Source organism: Micromonospora sp. URMC 107, from assembly GCF_051386315.1.
Classification (GTDB): Bacteria; Actinomycetota; Actinomycetes; order Mycobacteriales; family Micromonosporaceae; genus Micromonospora.
Genome location: NZ_JBPQTK010000239.1, coordinates 1 through 3,741 on the forward strand (window position 1 = coordinate 1; position 3,741 = coordinate 3,741).

Genomic DNA, 3,741 nt, shown 5'->3' on the forward strand with positions numbered 1-3,741 from the left:
CGCCGGCCCGGTCGAGGGCGACCGCGAGGGCGAGCCCACCGACCACGGCGGCGCGCAGCCCGTCCACCACCGCCATCGTCCGGCGGCGGTCCCAGCGGTCCGCGTACACGCCGCCGAGCAGGCCGAACAGCAGCGGCGGGAGCTGCCCGGCCACGGTCACCGCCGCGATCACCCGGGGATCGCGGGTCAGCGTCGCGGCCAGCAGCGCCAGTGCCGGCGTGCGCAGGGCGTCGCCGAGACGCGAGGAGACGGCGGCGGACCAGAGCAGGCGGTAGTCGCGGCCGAGCGGGGGTGCGGTCATGCCGGCGACCCTCGGGGCTCGACCGGGTCGAGGGTCAAGGGGAGGTCGGACGCGGCGCTCGCCTTGCTTGGACGTGCCGGTTTTCGGCCCGGACGTGAGCCAACCGACGGGTAACGAAGGCTCCACGCCGGGGCGGTCGCGGTCTACGCTTGCCCGGTGACGGTGGAGCAGCAGGCACGGGGCAGGGCGAACGGTGCCGCGGGGTCGGGCCGGCGCCGGTCCCGCAAGGACGAGATCCTGGAGATCGCGGTCGGCCTCTTCGCCTCCCGGGGCTATCACGGCGTCTCGATGGACGACATCGGCGCGGCCGCCGGGGTCACCGGCCCGGCGCTCTACCACCACTTCGCCGGCAAGGAGGCCATGCTGGTCGCCGCGCTGATCCCGGTCAGCGAGGAGCTGCTGGCCGGCGGTCAGCAGCGGTCCGCCGGCCACCCCGACGACCCGCGCGGCGCGCTGGAGTCGCTGATCGACTTCCACGTCGACTTCGCGCTGGCCAACCCGGCGGTGATCGCCCTGCACCTGCACGAGCTGGACCGTCTCCCCGACGAGCCCCGGCGCCGGATCCGCCGGCTCCAGCGGCTCTACGTCGAACAGTGGGTGACCGTGCTGACCGCGCTGCACCCGGGCATGCCCGACGGCGAGGCGCGGGTGCTGGCCCACGCCGCGTTCGGTCTGATGAACTCGACGCCGTTCCTGGGTGGCGAGGTGGACCGGCGCCGGCGGGCCGAGCTGCTCCGCGCCGCCACCCTGGCCGCCCTCCTGGCCCACCCCGCTTCCTGACCCGGTGCCCCGACCCGGCCCCGGGCGTCGTAGCCGCCCGACGCGCCGGGTGGCGTCCGCGCGGGTGCGGCACCGGCCGGCCGCGCCGGGTCCCGCGGCGCCACGCCGGGGAGAGGCGTACCCGTCGATTCGTCAGTAACCTTCCCGCCGTGGTTCTCTAGCACCCGTCCCGACCCCCGGACGCTGGGAGGAAACATGATCGAGTCGCTGCTGGTCGCCAACCGGGGCGAGATCGCCCGCCGGATCATCCGGACCGCCAGACGGCTCGGCATCCGCGCGATCGCGGTGCACTCGGAGGCCGACGCCGGCCTGCCGTTCGTGACGGAGGCCGACGAGGCGGTGTGCGTGGGTCCGGCCAACCCGGCCCAGAGCTACCGCAACGTCGAGGCCATCCTCGCCGCCGCCAAGTCGACCGGCGCGCAGGCCATCCACCCCGGCTACGGCTTCCTGTCGGAGAACGCCGACTTCGCCCGTACCGTCGAGGCGAGCGGGCTGATCTGGATCGGGCCCGGCGCGGACGCGATCACCGCGATGGGCGACAAGATCAACGCCCGGAACCTGATGGCGGCGGCCGGGGTGCCGGTCGCGCCCGGGACCACCGACCCGGCCGCCGACCTCGACGCGGCGGTCGCGGCGGCGGCGGAGATCGGCTATCCGGTGATGGTCAAGGCCGCGGCCGGTGGCGGCGGCATGGGCATGGGCGTGGCGACCGACGAGGCCGCCCTGCGCACCGAGTACGACAAGGTGCGCGCCTTCGCCGAGCGGATGTTCGGCGACGGCTCGGTGCTGATCGAGCGGTACTTCCCCCGGGTGCGCCACGTCGAGGTGCAGATCCTCGGCCTGGCCGACGGCCGGGTGGTCGCCCTCGGCGAGCGGGAGTGCTCCGTGCAGCGGCGCAACCAGAAGCTGGTCGAGGAGTCGCCGTCGCCGGCGGTCTCCCCGGAGCTGCGCGAGCGCTTCCTGGCCGCCGCCGTGCGCGCCGGCGAGGCGGTGAGCTACCGCAACGCGGGCACCGTCGAGTGCCTGCTGGTCCCGCGCCAGCGGGACGCCAGGGGTGACGGCCCCGACTCCGAGGAGTTCTTCTTCCTGGAGATGAACACGCGGCTCCAGGTGGAGCACCCGGTGACCGAGCTGGTCTACGGCGTCGACCTGGTGGAGGAGCAGCTGCGGGTGGCCGCCGGTCTGGCGCCGACCTTCGACCCGGACGCGCTCGCCCCGCGCGGGCACGCCATCGAGCTGCGAATCAACGCCGAGGACCCGAAGCGCTTCCTGCCCGGCCCCGGCGTGATCAGGACCTGGGTGGAGCCGACCGGCGAGGGCGTCCGGGTGGACTCCGGCTACGTCGAGGGCAACACCGTCACCCCGTTCTACGACAGCCTGATGGCCAAGCTGATCGTGAGCGGCGCGACCCGGGCCGAGGCGGTCGAGCGGGCGCGGGCGGCGGTGGCCGCCTTCGAGCTCGCCGGCCCGAAGAACAACCTGCCCTTCTTCGCCGAACTCCTGGAGAACCAGGAGTTCCTCTCCGGCGACTACGACACCGGCATCGTCTCCCGCATGCGCTGACCCCTCCGGTTTCGCTGCGTCGATCATGAGGTTGGCGGTGCGGTTCGTCGCTTCCGCCGCGGTCGACCTCATGATCGGCGCCGCTGGGTGCGGAACGGGTGGAGTGGGTGGGAGGCTGGGAGGACCCAGCACAAGCACTGCGTCACAGTGAGGTGACCCCTTATGGCGGAACTACCAGGCTCCGTGTCGATCCGCGAGGTCGGGCCGCGCGACGGGCTCCAGAACGAGGACCCCATCCCGACCGAGGCCAAGGTGCGGCTGCTCGACGCACTCTCCGGCACGGGCGTGAAGCGGATCGAGGCCGTCTCGTTCGTGCACCCGAAGGCGATCCCGCAGATGGCCGACGCCGACGAGGTGTGGCAGCGGGCCGCGAAGGCCGACGGCGTGCGCTACTCGGCGCTGGTGCCGAACACCCGGGGTGCGCAGCGGGCCCTGGCCGCCGGGTTCACCGAGATCGAGGTGGTGGTCTCGGCCAGCGACACGCACAACCGGCGCAACGTCAACCGCTCCACCGAGGAGTCGCTGGACGACATCGCCGAGCTGATCGACCTGCTGCACGGCGCCGGCGCGCAGGCCGAGGTGATCGTGGCGACCAGCTTCGGCTGCCCGTACGAGGGGGACACCGATCCGGCCCGGGTGGCCGCGATCGTGGACCGGGTGGTCCGGGACGGCGCCGACCGGGTGGCCTTCGGCGACACCACCGGCATGGGTACGCCCCGGCGGGTCCGCGAGCTGCTGACCGCGGTACGCGACCGCAACGCGCACGTCCCTGTGCTGCTGCACTTCCACAACACCCGGGGCACCGCGCTGGCCAACATGCTGACCGCGCTGGAGCTGGGGGTGACCGAGTTCGACGCCAGCGTCGGCGGCCTCGGCGGCTGCCCGTACGCGCCGGGGGCCAGCGGCAACCTGGCGACCGAGGAGGCGGTGCACATGCTGCACGACATGGGCGTCGACACCGGCGTCGACCTGGACGCCCTGATCGAGGTGGCCGAGCTGGCCGAGCGGCTGGTCGGCCGGCAACTCCCCTCCGGCGTGCTGCGCGCCGGCCCCCGCACCCGCCTGACCCCCCTCCCGGCCTGACCGCGATCTCCGTC

General features: G+C 73.9%; 4 protein-coding genes. 3 read left to right on the forward strand and 1 reads right to left on the reverse strand.

The window, feature by feature from the left end:
• Nucleotides 1–301 (reverse strand): MFS transporter (locus tag ACSNN9_RS28050; RefSeq protein WP_436676320.1); only part of this gene is annotated, 301 nt, incomplete at its 3' end.
• A gap of 156 nt (nucleotides 302–457) precedes the next feature.
• Here ACSNN9_RS28050 and ACSNN9_RS28055 point away from each other — a divergent pair.
• The 3 genes from ACSNN9_RS28055 (at nucleotide 458) to ACSNN9_RS28065 (ending at nucleotide 3,727) form a co-directional block, all read left to right on the forward strand.
• A complete protein-coding gene (locus ACSNN9_RS28055) occupies nucleotides 458–1,081 on the forward strand; it encodes a TetR/AcrR family transcriptional regulator (protein WP_436676321.1) in 624 nt (207 codons plus the stop codon).
• 195 nt (nucleotides 1,082–1,276) lie between these two features.
• Entirely contained in the window at nucleotides 1,277–2,644 is a 1,368-nt protein-coding gene (locus ACSNN9_RS28060) for an acetyl-CoA carboxylase biotin carboxylase subunit (protein WP_436676322.1), read from the forward strand.
• Nucleotides 2,645–2,806: 162 nt separating this feature from the next.
• Complete coding sequence (locus tag ACSNN9_RS28065) at nucleotides 2,807–3,727, forward strand: hydroxymethylglutaryl-CoA lyase (protein WP_436676323.1); 921 nt, start codon at nucleotides 2,807–2,809, stop codon at nucleotides 3,725–3,727.
• Nucleotides 3,728–3,741: the final 14 nt, after the last annotated feature.